The 14,509-nt window shown below is 39.8% G+C and carries 15 protein-coding genes; 5 read left to right on the top strand and 10 right to left on the bottom strand.

The window, feature by feature from the left end; all coding sequences use genetic code 11:
- The first annotated feature begins 47 nt into the window (after positions 1-47).
- Positions 48-1,166 (top strand): acyltransferase family protein, encoded by a 1,119-nt coding sequence (locus O1449_RS15280; protein ID WP_269238746.1) that lies wholly within the window; start codon positions 48-50, stop codon positions 1,164-1,166.
- A 147-nt stretch (positions 1,167-1,313) separates the two neighbouring features.
- Positions 1,314-3,056, top strand: a complete 1,743-nt coding sequence (locus O1449_RS15275) for an amidohydrolase (protein ID WP_269238745.1) — start codon at positions 1,314-1,316, stop codon at positions 3,054-3,056.
- Positions 3,057-3,117: 61 nt separating this feature from the next.
- Here the strand turns inward: O1449_RS15275 and purC are convergent, their stop codons facing one another.
- Genes purC through dapA form a run of 3 tightly spaced genes read right to left on the bottom strand, consistent with a single transcriptional unit; the run spans position 3,118 to position 5,385 of the window.
- Positions 3,118-3,837: a phosphoribosylaminoimidazolesuccinocarboxamide synthase gene (gene purC, locus O1449_RS15270; protein ID WP_269229279.1), complete on the bottom strand. Its 720-nt coding sequence runs from the start codon at positions 3,835-3,837 to the stop codon at positions 3,118-3,120.
- Positions 3,838-3,873: 36 nt separating this feature from the next.
- Positions 3,874-4,476 carry a lipoprotein-34 precursor (NlpB) gene (locus O1449_RS15265; RefSeq protein WP_269230383.1) on the bottom strand — a complete coding sequence of 201 codons (603 nt, stop codon included), beginning with the start codon at positions 4,474-4,476 and terminating at the stop codon, positions 3,874-3,876.
- Between the two features lie 15 nt (positions 4,477-4,491).
- Positions 4,492-5,385: a 4-hydroxy-tetrahydrodipicolinate synthase gene (gene dapA / locus O1449_RS15260; protein ID WP_269229280.1), complete on the bottom strand. Its 894-nt coding sequence runs from the start codon at positions 5,383-5,385 to the stop codon at positions 4,492-4,494.
- A gap of 290 nt (positions 5,386-5,675) precedes the next feature.
- Here dapA and pncA point away from each other — a divergent pair, with 290 nt between their 5' ends.
- The 3 genes from pncA to O1449_RS15245 all read left to right on the top strand — a co-directional run bounded on the left by pncA (position 5,676) and on the right by O1449_RS15245 (position 7,716).
- Positions 5,676-6,308 carry a bifunctional nicotinamidase/pyrazinamidase gene (gene pncA / locus O1449_RS15255; protein WP_269238744.1) on the top strand — a complete coding sequence of 211 codons (633 nt, stop codon included), beginning with the start codon at positions 5,676-5,678 and terminating at the stop codon, positions 6,306-6,308.
- Positions 6,309-6,399: 91 nt separating this feature from the next.
- Positions 6,400-6,864, top strand: coding sequence for an Lrp/AsnC family transcriptional regulator (locus tag O1449_RS15250; protein ID WP_004659756.1), 465 nt, complete (start codon positions 6,400-6,402; stop codon positions 6,862-6,864).
- 213 nt (positions 6,865-7,077) lie between these two features.
- Positions 7,078-7,716 carry a YitT family protein gene (locus tag O1449_RS15245; protein WP_269238743.1) on the top strand — a complete coding sequence of 213 codons (639 nt, stop codon included), beginning with the start codon at positions 7,078-7,080 and terminating at the stop codon, positions 7,714-7,716.
- A gap of 58 nt (positions 7,717-7,774) precedes the next feature.
- On the opposite strand, the gene glmS is transcribed toward O1449_RS15245, so the two are convergent.
- Genes glmS through ribBA form a run of 7 tightly spaced genes read right to left on the bottom strand, consistent with a single transcriptional unit; the run spans position 7,775 to position 14,501 of the window.
- The gene (glmS, locus tag O1449_RS15240) at positions 7,775-9,613 is read right to left on the bottom strand and encodes a glutamine--fructose-6-phosphate transaminase (isomerizing) (protein ID WP_269238742.1); all 1,839 of its coding nucleotides are present in this window, start codon (positions 9,611-9,613) and stop codon (positions 7,775-7,777) included.
- Between the two features lie 12 nt (positions 9,614-9,625).
- A complete protein-coding gene (gene glmU, locus O1449_RS15235) occupies positions 9,626-10,990 on the bottom strand; it encodes a bifunctional UDP-N-acetylglucosamine diphosphorylase/glucosamine-1-phosphate N-acetyltransferase GlmU (protein WP_269238741.1) in 1,365 nt (454 codons plus the stop codon).
- 22 nt (positions 10,991-11,012) lie between these two features.
- Complete coding sequence (locus O1449_RS15230) at positions 11,013-11,534, bottom strand: phosphatidylglycerophosphatase A family protein (protein ID WP_269238740.1); 522 nt, start codon at positions 11,532-11,534, stop codon at positions 11,013-11,015.
- A complete protein-coding gene (gene thiL, locus O1449_RS15225; RefSeq protein ID WP_269238739.1) occupies positions 11,512-12,429 on the bottom strand; it encodes a thiamine-phosphate kinase in 918 nt (305 codons plus the stop codon). The genes O1449_RS15230 and thiL overlap by 23 nt, the downstream gene beginning before the upstream one ends.
- 15 nt (positions 12,430-12,444) lie before the next feature.
- Complete coding sequence (nusB, locus tag O1449_RS15220) at positions 12,445-12,894, bottom strand: transcription antitermination factor NusB (protein ID WP_004659763.1); 450 nt, start codon at positions 12,892-12,894, stop codon at positions 12,445-12,447.
- 3 nt (positions 12,895-12,897) lie between these two features.
- Positions 12,898-13,368, bottom strand: coding sequence for a 6,7-dimethyl-8-ribityllumazine synthase (gene ribH / locus O1449_RS15215; RefSeq protein WP_004659764.1), 471 nt, complete (start codon positions 13,366-13,368; stop codon positions 12,898-12,900).
- Positions 13,369-13,379: 11 nt separating this feature from the next.
- Positions 13,380-14,501, bottom strand: coding sequence for a bifunctional 3,4-dihydroxy-2-butanone-4-phosphate synthase/GTP cyclohydrolase II (gene ribBA / locus O1449_RS15210; RefSeq protein ID WP_269229300.1), 1,122 nt, complete (start codon positions 14,499-14,501; stop codon positions 13,380-13,382).
- Positions 14,502-14,509: the final 8 nt, after the last annotated feature.

The raw sequence follows: 14,509 nt of genomic DNA, 5'->3' as shown, positions 1-14,509 counted from the left end.
TAAAAGATCGCATTATCGCGGCATATCACGGATGATAAAGCTCTGCCATGATCACAAACAAAATCAATGCTGCGGAAAGTATCCGAGGTTTAGCCTGCCTTGCGGTTGTGTTGTCACATCTATCGTTGACATTCTTTCCTCAAATGCATCATTTTGATTTAAGTGCTGTACCTCAATATCCCTTTTTTGATCAACTTTATCATTCTCCATTTGCATTCTTTTATTCAGGTACAGGCGCGGTTTTTGTCTTTTTTGTTTTAAGCGGTTATGTCCTAAGTTTATCGAGTTTAAAAAAGAAAAATTCAGCTGAAAAACTCAAAAAATCATTAATTAAACGTTATCCACGTTTGGCTATTCCTGCGTTTATTTCTTGTATTGTTGCCTACCTCGTTTGTTTTGTTCCTGTCGATGTTACGCATGTTTCTGAATGGGGGGCAGCTTTGGCAAATCCTCATCCAAAATTAAGTATAGCTTTGTATGAGGGCAGTATCGGAGCATTTTTATTTGGCGACTCAAGCTATAATTGGGTATTGTGGACGATGCAGATTGAGCTGCTCGGTTCATTGGTAATTTATCTCGCCAGTTATTTTTATAGCAAACGACCGATGCTTGCAGGTGTATTCTTGCTGTTGAGTATTGCGACAGCCTATACGATTTCACAAACAGTATTACTCGGTATGCTGAGCTTTATTTTAGGTATGGGTTTATTTCTATATGCATCAGAATTAGCAACAGGGTTATCTGTGTTGCTATTCACGCTGGGGCTATATTTCTGTGGTGCGCATAATGAAAGTTTGAGTTATCGGATTTTTGCTCAATTTTTAGGTGAGCAAACCTACGATTACCTGAATTTCATTGGCGGTTTTTGTATCGTGTATGCGGTATTAAAAGGCAAATGGTTAGCACAATTTTTTGATTCGCCATTTTTAGTTTTCTTAGGCAAGATCTCATTTTCTATTTATTTAATTCATCTTGCTGTGATTTATGCTTTAGCAATTCCTTGTTTTAATCTATTGCATATTCAATTGGGTTTTTCGTATTGGGTAGCGGGTCTGTGGGCGAGTTTGTTTACAGTGATTATAAGTATTGTTTTAGCTACTCCTTATAGTCGCTATGTAGATGATATTGCAATTAAAGTCTCTAATAGGCTTACAAAGATATTTTAATTTTACAGTATTCATTTCGTCTTTTGAATATTGTATCGCACGATAAATATTATTTTCGTATTACAAAAAGAATCCTTTTAACCTTTTTCAACAGAAAAAGAATAAGGTTTAATAATAAAGGCATAATAAAAACATGGAATTAGCTCTATGCATTTAAAATATTTTTATCCTGTTTCTCTCATCACTTTGTTTGCCGTTGCTGTATCTGGTTGTATGAGCATCAAGTCAGCTCAACAGCAGTCAACGGAGAAATTATTTTATGGTGGCTCTATTCTGACGATGGAAGGAATGCAGCCTAAATATGCTGAGGCGCTATTAGTAAAGGATGGGAAAATTGTATTTGTTGGCTCGAAGCAGCAAGCAGAGCGGTTGGCAAATGCCCAAGTTCAATATATTAATCTAAACAACAAAACTTTATTACCGAGCTTTATTGATGCGCATAGCCATGTGAATATGGTGGGTTTTCATCAAATGGTGGCGAACTTGTATCCGATGCCTGATGGTTCAGTTTCTGATATCAACTCACTTGTAAAGGTAATGAATACGTGGAAGACACAAAATCCAGCAGTGATTAAAATGATGGGTGGTTGGATTTTGGGAAATGGTTATGATGATGCACAATTATCTGAACAACGTCATCCTACGGCAAGTGATTTAGATCGGGTGTCCAAAGATCAACCCGTGATGATTTTACATCAGTCTGGGCATTTAGCTTCTGTGAATCATAAAGCATTAGAATTACTGAATTTTAATCAAAATACACCAAATCCAGAAGGAGGAGTGATTCGTCGCGAAGCGAATTCGAATGTTCCAAATGGGGTCTTAGAAGAGTCGGCTTTATTTACGGCGATTGGTTCAATTTTTAAAGATGTACCACCACAAGTGATGTTCCAAATCGCGCAAAAAGGTATTGATGCCTACGTCAAAAATGGTTTTACCACGGTACAAGAAGGGCGTGCTGATCAGGGTACAACGGAGATGTGGCATGCTTTAGCCAAACAAAATCAATTGCCAATTGATGTGGTTTCTTATCCAGATATTACCACCAGTCAAGAGTACATGTTCAAGCAAGGCAGTCATCGCCAATATGATCATCATTTCCGTATCGGTGGCGTGAAAATCAGTTTAGATGGCTCACCACAAGGTAAAACAGCTTGGTTGACACAACCTTACTTAATTCCACCTGAAGGTAAAGATAAAAACTATAAGGGCTATCCTGCGATTAAAGATAACCAACAGGTCAATCAATATATTAATTTAGCGTTTAAACAGGGTTGGCAAGTACTTGCACATGCCAATGGTGATGCGGCAATTGATCAATTTATTGGAGCTGTAAAAGATGCCACATTAAAACAAGGCAAAGCAGATCGTAGAAGCGTATTGATTCACTCTCAAACGATTCGTGAAGATCAACTGGATCAACTGAAAGCCTTGGATATTATTCCATCCTTCTTCTCATTGCATACGTTCTATTGGGGGGATTGGCATCGTCAACAAACCTTAGGTGAGGCGAGAGCAGCACGTATTTCACCAACGGCAAGTGCTTTGAAGAAACAGCTTATTTTTACAGAGCATCATGATGCACCTGTTGTGCCGCCGAATAGTTTGATGATGTTAGATGCAACCGTCAATCGAGTGACACGCAGCAATTATGTATTGGGTGCAGATGAGCGCGTGAGTCCCTATATGGCTTTAAAATCCATGACTGATTGGGCAGCTTATCAATATTTTGAAGATCAGCATAAGGGCACGATAACTCAAGGGAAACTGGCTGATTTAGTGATCTTGGATCAAAATCCGCTTACGATTCCAAGCCGAGAGATCAAAAATATTCAGGTATTGGCAACCTATAAAGAAGGGAATCTGATTTATCAGAAATTAGGGAAGTAGATAAACCAATAAAAAACCAGCCTAATCAGGCTGGTTTTTACTCAGAAGTTAGAGTTTAGGCTTAGATATTATCTAAGTTAATGCCTAAACGTGTAGCAACTTCTTCATAAGCTTCAACCACACCACCTAAACCTTGGCGGAAACGGTCTTTGTCTAATTTTTTCTTGGTGTCTTTATCCCATAAACGGCAACCGTCTGGAGAGAATTCATCACCCAATACGATACGATCGTGGAATACACCGAATTCAAGTTTGAAATCAACAAGAATCATATTACCTGCATCGAATAATGCTTTCAGTACATCATTCACTTGGTAAGTCAGTTCTTTCATTTTTTCAAGTTGAGGTGCTGTTGCCCAACCTAAAGCAATTGCTTGAGATTCATTGACCATTGGGTCCCCAAGCGCATCATCTTTGAAGAACAATTCAAATGTTGGAGGCGTTAATTCTTTACCTTCTTCAACACCTAAACGACGACATAATGAACCTGCTGCGTAGTTACGAATAACACATTCAACAGGGATCATTTGTAATTTCTTTACAAGTACTTCTGTTGGAGAAAGTAACTTTTCAAAATGAGTTTCGATACCCGCTTCAGCCAACTTTTCCATGATGAAGGCATTAAAACGGTTGTTCACCTTGCCTTTACGATCTAGTTGCTCAATTTTTTCGCCATTGAATGCTGATGCATCATCACGAAAGACTAAAATCAGGTGATCAGCATTATCTGTTTCATATACAGATTTTGCTTTACCAGTATAGAGCAAGGTTTGTTTTAACATGGGGGAACCTTTTGAAAAAGTATGCCTAGTAAACGACTAGGCTGGCCAATTTTGGTAAATCTGGGTTAACACTTCAGCTGCAACAGCAGGGTCTGCAAATGTTGTATCAAGTTTGAATAGCGCAACTGTATTGCTTGAGCCTACAGCCGATAATTTCAGTAGGTAATTTTGATCGCCTACTTTAATCGTTGCTTCATAGCCATTTTCTGCTTGAGAAATAACTTTGTAGTTGAGGCTACTCAATGTTGCAAAAGTATATTGCCACGCACCTGCTGTTGGGCCATCAACTTTGAGTAATGGGTTTTTATTCCCATCAGTGACGAGCTGTGGGCGACCCACTGTTGAAGCGGTTGCTGAAGTATTATCGGCTGAATTTTGCATCGCTTTTGGACGAGGCAATGCATAGCGGTTGCCACTTTCATTCTCAAGCTTTGGCGCATGCTCAATTGCAAGTGGGTCAACCGTAGGCGCTGGATACAATGGCGTAAATGGTCTTGCCGTTATGCCCTCAGGAAATTTGAGTGGTTCAAGGGCTTGAGCTTTTTTATAATCTAAAGAATGATTATTGAGGGCAAAACGACCACAACCAGTCAAACTCAAAGCTGAAATGACTAGGACAACACCAAGACGTAATTGCATCATAAATTGCTCGTATTAAATAATTCCCGCAGCTTTTAAATCTGTGCGGAGCGGTTCACGATATTGTTCTGCTAGAGCGGTTAATGGTAAGCGTACGCCAGTACCAATTGATCCCATCTCGTGCAATGCCCATTTCACAGGAATTGGGTTTGATTCGCAAAACAAAATATTGTGTAGATTTGCAATTTGTTGATTCAAGCTTTGTGCTTTTGCTTTATCTCCAACTAACGCAGCTTCACAAATTTCGCTCATTTGCTTTGGTGCAACATTGGCTGTTACAGAGATATTACCTTTTGCACCCAGTAAAATGAGTTCCCAAGCAGTTTCATCATCACCTGAATAAACAGCGATTTTATTATTTAAACCTTCGATGAGGGCTTGACCACGTGGTACGTCGCCTGTTGCATCTTTAATACCAACAATGTTTTTAACATCAGCAAGACGAATAACGGTTTCGTTTTGCATATCGACACCAGTACGACCTGGTACATTATAAAGAATTTGTGGAATATCAACAGCTTCAGCAATAGCTTTGTAGTGTTGATATAGGCCTTCTTGTGTTGGTTTATTATAATATGGCGTAACGAGTAAGGCCGCATCAGCACCTAATTCTTTTGCAGCTTTAGTCAATTCAATCGCTTCACGCGTTGAATTTGCACCTGTACCTGCGATAATTGGAATACGTTTGTTGGCTACACGAATCACTTCTTTGATGACTTGTGTGTGTTCTTCCATGCTTAATGTAGACGCTTCGCCCGTCGTGCCGACCGCAACAATACTATGTGTACCTTGTTGGATATGCCACTCAACGAGCTTCTCAAGACTCTTCCAATCTACGCTGCCATCTTCAAACATAGGGGTGACGATTGCGACAATTGAGCCTTGAATATTCTGTGCTAGCTGAGTCATTTTAAAAAACTATCCTATTTTCCCATCCGAGATTGAATTAGTTGAAACGAAATATTGGATGGTTGCAGTATTTTGATTGGTCACCCAACAATTCGATCGGGTTGAATGACAATTACGCAAATTATGACTGATCGGAGGCATAAGAACAATATGCTTTAGTCAAACTGTGGAAAACTTTAATTCATCTTTATCTTGAATTGTTTTCATCTTTTGTAAAAGTGAAAACATGAGTAGCCAGAACATAATCAGCAGGGTATTGTAAAAATACAAGTTTTAAACTGGAGCATGGTATGCAGACACAATCTCATCATGTCGCATTAATTGTTGTTGATGTCCAAAATGGATTTACTCCTGGGGGGAATTTGGCCGTTGCAAAAGCAGATCAAATTATTCCGATTATTAATCAACTTGCAAAAAAGTTTGAGCATATCGTGCTAACACAGGACTGGCATCCTGAGCAACATATTTCTTTTGCAGATAATCACGACAATAAAGTGCCGTTTGAAACCATTGAATTGCCGTATGGAACCCAAGTGTTATGGCCGAAACATTGTGTTCAAGGCACTCACGATGCGGAATTTCATCCTGATCTGGATGTTCCAACTGCACAACTGGTTATTCGTAAAGGCTTTCATGCCGATATTGATAGTTATTCTGCTTTTATGGAAGCAGATCGTAAAACACCAACGGGTTTGAAGGGTTATTTAACAGAACATCAAATTGATACAGTATATATCGTAGGGATTGCCACAGACTTTTGCGTTGCGTGGACAGCCTTAGATGCTGCACAGATGGGCTTTAAAACTTATGTTATTGAAGATGCCTGTAAAGCGATTGATTTGGATGGTTCACTACAAAGCGCATGGCAAACAATGTTAGAGCAGGGGATTGAGCGTATTCAATCGACTACAATTTTGTCATAAGCTTGAGCCGTTTGATCTAAAGGCGTTAAACTTCTAAAACTGATAAATCAATATCAGTTAAACTCTAACTTCAGACAGAATTGAGCGTTTTATGTCAGTTGAACTTGATGATTTTGATCAGAAAATTATTCATTATTTACAAATGAATGGAAGATTAGCTAATCAAGAATTAGCAGAATTGGTGGGATTATCAACTTCTCAATGTTCACGTCGTCGTATTCAGCTTGAACAAAATAAAATTATTACGGGTTACTATGCGCAAATCGCATTAAGCGCAGATCCGACACCGATCATGGGTATTATTGAAGTAAAATTGCAAAACTACAATGATGCGACACACGATCGCTTTGTTGAGTTTCTTTTAAATGAACCTGCGGTGAAAGATATTCATAAACTCACAGGAAGTTATGATTTTGCACTGAAGGTTGCAGTCAAAAATTTAGATGAAATGGTCAAGTTGATTGGGATTTTGTCATCTAGTAACTTTGGCGTCAGTAATTTAAATACATCGATTGTGTTGGAAAAATTAAAAGAAAATGGGATTGCGATTAAGTAAAAAATCTTTCTCTTAGATCAATATCATTCAAACTGAAGCATTGGACTGTACTGCATAAAGATTATTCAAAAAAGAATATTTTGAGTATAAATTGCATTTATGGTAAAATATAAGAATAAATTGCGAAATTTGAATAAAAATGATCAAATATGCCATATCTTTCTTTGAAAGATATTTCTCCCTGCTGTTGTTCTCCTATTGAGTTGTATCCTTATGAATACCGATCAGAATATATCTTTGGTCAGTCCAGTCATGCCCGTGATTGACCAACACTCTAAGATTGAAGATGGATTGGCAATGTTAATTGGAACATTCATTCTATCGTTTGCCATGACTTTATTGCAGCAAGCAGGGATTATGACAGGTGGTACAGCGGGCTTATCTTTATTGCTCCACTACATTACCGACATCAAATTTGGTGTTTTATTTTTCCTGATCAATATCCCATTTTATTATTTTGCCTATAAAAAAATGGGCATGGCATTAGTCGTCAAGACATTTATTGCCGTTGGATTATTAGCTGGTTTTACCGAAATTATTCCTCATTTTTTTCATTTATCTAGTGTAAATCCAATTTATGCTACGATTTTTGCGAATGTGTTGATGGGGGTAAGCTTTCTGATTTTATTTCGCCATCGCTCAAGCTTAGGAGGAATCAACCTCTTAGTTCTATATTTACAAGAACGCTTTAACATTCCAGCAGGTAAAGTGCAGATGGGAATTGATGTTACCATCTTATTAGTTTCGTTGTTTTTCGTAGATTGGAAATTGATTCTAATTTCAATTTTAGGGGCTGTTATTTTAAATTCAATTATTCTTTTGAATCATAAAAGCAGTCGTTATGTGGCTTAAAAATGACCATCAATGGCAATAAAAAAGGAGGGTTAACCCTCCTTTTTTTATTTTGTAATTATTCGACTGTTACGCTCTTAGCAAGGTTACGTGGTTGGTCAACGTCGGTACCACGTAATACAGCAACATGATACGAGAGCAATTGCACAGGAATACTGTACACAATTGGTGCTAACCATTCATTGACAGCTGGAACATGAACGACATGTTGGCGATCTTTGCTATGAATACCACTGTTTTCATCAGCAAAAACAAAGAGTTCCCCACCACGAGCTTGAACTTCTTCCATATTCGATTTTAACTTATCGAGCATTTCGTCTTGTGGAGCCAAGATCACGACAGGCATCTCATTGTCTACTAAAGCCAATGGACCATGCTTGAGTTCACCAGCCGCATATCCTTCAGCATGAATGTATGAAATTTCTTTCAGTTTCAATGCGCCTTCTAATGCGATAGGGAAGTGTGTGCCACGTCCTAAGAACAAGCAGTGGTTCTTTTCAACGAAGAGTGCTGATAGGCGCTGAATCTCAGTATTGCCTTGTAAAGTATCTAAAATCACTTTCGGACAATGCCATAGCGCTTCTGTAATTTCATTCACTTGAGCATCTGCAAGACGTTGTTTAACTTGACCAACTTTCAAGATTAACAACATCAATGCTGCAAGTTGTGTGGTAAAGGCTTTAGTTGATGCCACCCCAATTTCAGGACCAGCAAGCGTGAGTAAATGATGATCTGTTTCGCGAACCATTGATGAAGTGGCAACGTTACAAATGGTCATGGTACTAATGTCGATGTTCTGAGCTTGAGCACGTTTTTGTGTTTCGCGTAATGCGGCCAAGGTATCCGCAGTTTCTCCAGACTGAGAAATACAGATATACAGTGTATGAGCAACAATGACAGGCGTGCGATAACGGAATTCACTTGCAATCTCAACTTGGCAAGGTACACCAATCAATTGCTCGAACCAGTATTTTGCAATCATACCTGCGTGGTAGCTGGTACCGCAGGCAATGATTTGTACTTGCTGAATTTTGTCAAAATCCGCATTGGCATGTTGAAGAAAATCTTCACGCAAATTATTGCCATTCAATGCTTGTGAAATCGTTTGTTGAATCGCTTCTGGTTGCTCATAAATTTCTTTGAGCATGAAATGCTTATATTCGCCTTTTGATGCATTGCTGACAGTTGCATCCAATTCTTTGATTGGACGTTCAACACGGGTTCCATTGACAAAAACTTCAATACTAGTACGTGTTAAGCGCGCAATATCACCTTCTTCGAGATAGACGAAGCGATTAGTAACAGGTAATAAAGCCAATTGGTCTGAACTAATAAAGTTCTCGCCAATACCTACACCGATTACCAATGGTGAACCTTCACGCACAGTAATCAGTTCATCAGGGTGTGCGGTATGCACAATACCCAGTGCAAAAGCGCCTTTTAGGCGAGGAATAACTTTTTGTACAGCTTCAAGTAAGCTATCAGTTTGCTTTAAAGCGTCGTTGACAAGATGAGCAACAACTTCAGTATCTGTTTGTGAGGTAAAGACATAACCTAGCGCTTGTAATTCATCTTTAAGGTCTTGGTAGTTTTCAATAATACCATTATGTACAACAGCTACATCACCTGAAACATGTGGATGAGCATTATTTTCAGTTGGTTTACCATGGGTTGCCCAACGGGTATGTGCAATACCCACATGGCCCATCAAGTTTTGTTCTGATACAGCTTCAGCTAGATTTGCAACTTTACCTACGCGACGCTCACGCAAGATTTTTTGATCATTCAGTAATACCAAACCCGCAGAATCGTAACCACGATATTCGAGACGTTTTAATCCTTCAATGAGGATGTCGGTTACAGAACGTTCAGCAACACCACCAACAATACCACACATAATTGTATCCTCTTATTTTTTCAGCTTTTGGGGACGTTGATAATTTGCTTTTTCAAACTGTTTAGATCGTTCGACAGCTAAACTATGCTCAGCCACATTTCGAGTTAAGGTTGAGCCTGCGCCTGTTGTTGCACCTTGACCAATTTTGATCGGTGCAACCAATGAGTTATTGGTACCAATAAATACATTGTCTTCAATCACAGTACGATGTTTATTTGCGCCATCATAATTACAAGTGATTGTCCCTGCACCAATATTACAATTCGCACCAATATCTGCATCACCTAGATAAGTGAAGTGATTGGCTTTTGAACCGAGTCCAATATTTGAATTTTTAACTTCAACGAAGTTGCCAATATGCACGTCATCCGCCAAGTTCGCACCTGGACGTAAGCGTGCAAAAGGACCGATTTGGGTATTTTCACCCACAATTGCATTTTCAAATACGCTATAAGCTTGAACTTTAGTGCCTGCCGCAATACGAGTATTTTTTAAAATACAGCCTGCGCCAAGTTGAACGTTGTCACCTAATTCGCAATCACCTTCAATAATGACATTGACATCAATTTGTACATCTTGACCACATTTCACAGTTCCACGTAGGTCAAAACGATTTGGATCAATTAAATGTACGCCTTGTTGCATCAATTCTTTTGCTTGTTGTTGCTGAAATTGACGTTCCAAAGTTGCAAGTTGTAGGCGGTCATTCACACCTTCAACTTCAAATTCAAGCTCAGGTTGAATTGAAGCAATTTCTAAGCCATCCGCAACGGCCATTGCCACGATATCCGTAAGGTAATATTCACCTTGAACATTGTTATTAGACAGTTTTGGCAACCATTGATGTAATTTGGCATTACTTACACAATAAATACCAGTATTAATTTCTTGTATTAGACGCTGTTCGTCAGAGGCATCTTTATGCTCAACAATCGCTTGAATCTTATCTGCTTGACGAACGATACGACCATAGCCTGTTGGATTCTCAACATTAAGCGTAATCATACCAATACCAGATTGGTTAGAGGCTTCAAGTAGCTGTTCAAGGGTACTTTGACGAACGAGTGGAACATCCCCATATAAAATCAAAGAAATACCATCTTGAGGTAATACAGGGAGAGTCATTTGAACAGCATGACCTGTTCCTAACTGTTCTGCTTGTTCAACCCATTCTATTTGTTCAGCAGCAAAACTTTGTTTAACAAGATCACCACCATGCCCATAGATCGTAATAATATTTTGAGCATGTAATTTTTTTGCAGTTTGAATCACATGTCCTAAAAGTGGACGACCTGCCAATGGTTGGAGAACTTTGGGTAGTTTCGAACGCATCCGCGTTCCTTTCCCAGCTGCAAGAATAATAACAGTTGTTGACATAACTAACCCTAATATCAATGGTTTAAGTCAAAAAATAAAAATGAATCATAAAAATACAAAGCGCAGCCCAAAGACCTGCAATGATGTCATCAAGCATAATCCCTAGACCACCAGTAACTTTTTGGTCTGCCCAACTAATCGGAAATGGTTTCCAGATGTCAAATATACGGAAAAAAATAAAACCGACAATGACCCATAACCAATTTAATTGCTGTAGATAGAGCAAGGGTAGGAGTGTAATAGATTGCCCTGCAAATTCATCCCATACAATTCGACCATCATCGTGTACATGAATGACTTTGGCGGTATGTCCACAAATGTATATACCGATGAGGGACATAATCGTGATTGCTAAAACACTCAAATTAAAACCGAGATATAACCATAATGGTGTAAATAACAATGCAAATGCAGAACCAAATGTTCCCGGTGCTTTAGGACTGAGACCAGAACCAAATCCAACCCCGCAGAAAACGATGCAGCGATCGAACCAAGTCATCTGTTTGAAGTGAATGGGAGGCTTATGCAAAATGTTGGTATCCATGAATTTGTAGTGGGTAATTCTCACCCATATACTCAAATAACAATCCAGTTTGTTGGGTAATTTTGCCGATTATTGTAAGCGGAACATCTAATTGTTGTCGTGACAGTTTTTCAAAATTTTGCGGTGATATTGTAAAACATAATTCGTAATCATCACCACCTGCAAGCGCATAATGCCAAGCTTGTCGCAAATCTATATTTTTTAGTGACTGATCTATCGGAAGCTGCTCAAGCTGTAATGTTGCACCTACTTTTGAGGCATTCAGAATATGTCCTAAATCTTGTGCGAGTCCATCTGAAACATCAATCATACTTGAGGCTAAACCTTTTAGCTGTTGCCCCAAATTACAACGAGGTGTTGGATAATCTAAGCGTTGTTGTAGAGGATGTCCTAAGTGTTGTAATCCAAACGCGGCATCACCAATCTGCCCACTAATACAGACATAGTCACCCACTTGTGCACCTGCACGCGTGATGGCTTGACCTTGTTCAATCCAGCCTAAAGCGGTGACACTTATAGTGAGTTGGGTGCTTTGAGTGGTATCGCCACCAATCAGACTCACACCAAATTGATCGCAACAATCAAAAAGACCCTGACTAAATCCAGCCAACCAGTCATGATCAACGGTAGGGAGGCTGAGTGCGAGTAAAATACTATGTGGTTTTGCACCCATTGCGGCGAGATCAGATAAATTGACCGCGACACTTTTCCAGCCAATGGCATGGGCAGAGGTATCTAAGGGAAAATGTCGACCAGCAACCAATGTATCTGCACAGATCACGAGTTGTTGTGAAGAAGGAGGGGTGACGATGGCTGAGTCATCACCGATACCTAAACTGACATCAGATTTTGATGCACGTTTAAAGTACCGCTCAATAATTGAAAACTCAGCCATGCAACATCAAGCCTATTATTTTGCTTGCTGTTTTTCAGCTTCACGAAGCTTTGATGAAAGACGGTCTAATACACCATTGATGTATTTATGGCTGTCTGCACCACCAAAGTGTTTTGCTAGCTCAATTGCTTCATCAAGTACAACGCGGTATGGAACTTCGAGATGATCTCGTAATTCATAAGCACCAAGTCGTAAGGTTGCAAGTTCTACACCATCTAGTGCAGTTAACTCACGATCAAGTACAGGGATGAGTAACTCATCTAAAGCTTCATGTTGAGCAACCACTTGAGTGAGCAATTCATGGTAATAGTTAAGGTCAACTTTGTGCATAGCATTTTCTACACGTGTACGTGCTTCAATTTCATGGACAGGGTTATGACTCATTTGCCATTCATAAATCCCTTGTACAGCAAAACGACGTGCTTTGCGTTTCGCTGCATAAGCGGCCTGAAGTGTTTGCGACATGCTTTAAATTGCCTTTAATAAGTTAACCATTTCGATTGCAGTCAATGCAGCTTCGCTACCTTTGTTTCCTGCTTTCGTACCTGAACGTTCGATTGCTTGTTCAATGCTGTCTGTCGTTAAGACACCATTGATCACAGGCATTGTGCTTTCAAGTGCAACTACACCTAAACCTTTCGCACATTCACCTGCAACAAAATCAAAATGTGGTGTACTACCACGGATCACTGCACCGAGTGCAATGATGGCATCAAATTTGTTTGAAGCCGCTAATTTTTTTGCAACGATAGGAAGTTCCCACGCACCTGGTGCGTGAATAACAGTAATCGCATCTTCTGAAACACCATGACGTTTTAGAGTGTCGATCGCGCCTTCAAGTAAATGTTCAACCACGAAGCTGTTGAAACGTCCTACTAAGATCGCATAACGACCTTCGCTTGCGAGATGTAATAAACCTTCAATTCGGCGAATTGCCATAGCAACCTCGATTATTTTGCTGTGATTTGATCGGCAGTGATATATTCCACTACCTCTAAATGGAAACCAGATAAAGCATTGAAACGAAGCGGAGAACTCAGAAGCTTCATTTTTTCAACACCTAAATCTCGTAAAATCTGCGCGCCAACACCAATCGTCTGGTACTGATGCGAAAGTGCTGCATTAGACTTAAGCGGTTTTGGTTGATTTAACTGCTCTAAGGCATGTCCTAGATCTTCTAAATGATCTTGACCAATCCATACCAATACACCGCGCTCGCTTGCAGCAATTGTTTTCATTGCTAGATCTAAATTCCACGCTGCCGAACCATCGGCCTTATTTAATTTTAATAAGTCGCGAACAGGATTAAAACCATGCACACGAACAGTGGTGATGCCTTGTTTCGGTTCGCCTTTTACTAAAGCTAAATGAATATCTGGATTACCGATTTCACGGTATTTGTATAAATCAAATTCACCATATTCGGTTTGAATCGTCTCTTGAGACAAACGCTCAACAGTTTGTTCATTGGTCATGCGGTAATGGATCAGATCCGCAATTGTACCGATTTTTAAACCATGTTTCTCTGCGAACACTTCTAAATCAGGGCGACGAGCCATAGTGCCGTCATCATTAATAATTTCACAGATAACAGAGGCAGGCTCTAGACCCGCTAAACGGGTGAGGTCGCACCCTGCTTCCGTATGACCTGCACGATGCAGTACGCCGCCCGGTTGAGCCATCAATGGGAAAATATGACCAGGTTGAACGATATCACTTGGTTTAGCATGTGCTGCAACTGCGGTGCGAATCGTATGCGCGCGTTCAGCAGCGGAGATACCAGTACTGATCCCTTCTGCTGCTTCAATTGACAGCGTGAAGTTAGTGGCATGTTGTGCACCGTTTTGATCTACCATTAACGGTAAATTAAGCTGTTTACAGCGATCACGGCTCAAAGTTAGGCAAACTAGGCCGCGTGCATGCGTAATCATGAAGTTAATATCTTCAGGGCGAACATGCGTTGCAGCGATGACTAAGTCACCTTCATTTTCACGATCTTCATCATCCATTAGGATGACCATTTTGCCTGCACGAATATCTGCGACAAGCTCTTCAACACGACTCAGCGGCATTCGCTTTC

Source organism: Acinetobacter sp. TR3 (genome assembly GCF_027105055.1).
GTDB lineage: Bacteria > Pseudomonadota > Gammaproteobacteria > Pseudomonadales > Moraxellaceae > Acinetobacter.
The sequence above is the reverse complement of the archived record's forward strand: the minus strand, read 5'-3'. Positions and strand labels throughout refer to the sequence as shown.

Bases quoted from the DNA above. Each gene is read 5' to 3' on its own strand.
- O1449_RS15250 (WP_004659756.1), top strand. From the start codon at position 6,400: ATGTCAGTTGAACTTGATGATTTTGATCAGAAAATTATTCATTATTTA.
- glmU (WP_269238741.1), bottom strand. From the start codon at position 10,990: ATGTCAACAACTGTTATTATTCTTGCAGCTGGGAAAGGAACGCGGATG.
- O1449_RS15245 (WP_269238743.1), top strand. From the start codon at position 7,078: ATGAATACCGATCAGAATATATCTTTGGTCAGTCCAGTCATGCCCGTG.
- nusB (WP_004659763.1), bottom strand. From the start codon at position 12,894: ATGTCGCAAACACTTCAGGCCGCTTATGCAGCGAAACGCAAAGCACGT.
- pncA (WP_269238744.1), top strand. From the start codon at position 5,676: ATGCAGACACAATCTCATCATGTCGCATTAATTGTTGTTGATGTCCAA.
- O1449_RS15265 (WP_269230383.1), bottom strand. From the start codon at position 4,476: ATGCAATTACGTCTTGGTGTTGTCCTAGTCATTTCAGCTTTGAGTTTG.
- ribH (WP_004659764.1), bottom strand. From the start codon at position 13,368: ATGGCAATTCGCCGAATTGAAGGTTTATTACATCTCGCAAGCGAAGGT.
- ribBA (WP_269229300.1), bottom strand. From the start codon at position 14,501: ATGCCGCTGAGTCGTGTTGAAGAGCTTGTCGCAGATATTCGTGCAGGC.
- purC (WP_269229279.1), bottom strand. From the start codon at position 3,837: ATGTTAAAACAAACCTTGCTCTATACTGGTAAAGCAAAATCTGTATAT.
- O1449_RS15230 (WP_269238740.1), bottom strand. From the start codon at position 11,534: ATGGATACCAACATTTTGCATAAGCCTCCCATTCACTTCAAACAGATG.
- O1449_RS15280 (WP_269238746.1), top strand. From the start codon at position 48: ATGATCACAAACAAAATCAATGCTGCGGAAAGTATCCGAGGTTTAGCC.
- thiL (WP_269238739.1), bottom strand. From the start codon at position 12,429: ATGGCTGAGTTTTCAATTATTGAGCGGTACTTTAAACGTGCATCAAAA.
- O1449_RS15275 (WP_269238745.1), top strand. From the start codon at position 1,314: ATGCATTTAAAATATTTTTATCCTGTTTCTCTCATCACTTTGTTTGCC.
- glmS (WP_269238742.1), bottom strand. From the start codon at position 9,613: ATGTGTGGTATTGTTGGTGGTGTTGCTGAACGTTCTGTAACCGACATC.
- dapA (WP_269229280.1), bottom strand. From the start codon at position 5,385: ATGACTCAGCTAGCACAGAATATTCAAGGCTCAATTGTCGCAATCGTC.